Origin of the sequence: Agrococcus sp. HG114, assembly GCF_024723325.1 — a bacterium.
Classification (GTDB): Bacteria; Actinomycetota; Actinomycetes; order Actinomycetales; family Microbacteriaceae; genus Agrococcus.
On sequence record NZ_JANQCH010000314.1, the window covers coordinates 1 to 343 of the forward strand.

1 protein-coding gene is annotated in these 343 nt (G+C 42.9%); it reads left to right on the top strand.

The annotated features are described in order from the left end of the window. The coding region (locus tag NWP09_RS13390; protein WP_258275962.1) for an FGGY-family carbohydrate kinase at positions 1 to 329 on the top strand (329 nt) is incomplete at its 5' end. Between the last annotated feature and the right edge of the window lie 14 nt (positions 330 to 343).

Below are 343 nucleotides of genomic sequence, written 5' to 3' on the forward strand. Positions count from 1 at the left end.
AAATTGGCCAATCTTTAGAAAAAATTGCCGGCGCTCCGGAGAAAATTTGTGTCAATGGCGGACTGACGAAATCACCGTTATGGGTTCAAATTCTCGCTGATGTATTCGGACAGGAAATTCATCTATCTGACACCCCTTATAGTGCAGCATGGGGTGCGGCATGGACAGCTTTGGTTGGGGCAGGGAAAGCAGCGTCACTAGAAGAAATAAAGCAAAATTTACCGGCTCGTAAAGTGGTTCAACCAGACCCTGAGCGGCATGTCCAATATAAAGTAATTTTCGAACAATACGAACGACTGGCAAAAGATTTACAGTTTTATTTTAAATAATTGCAGAACAAGGT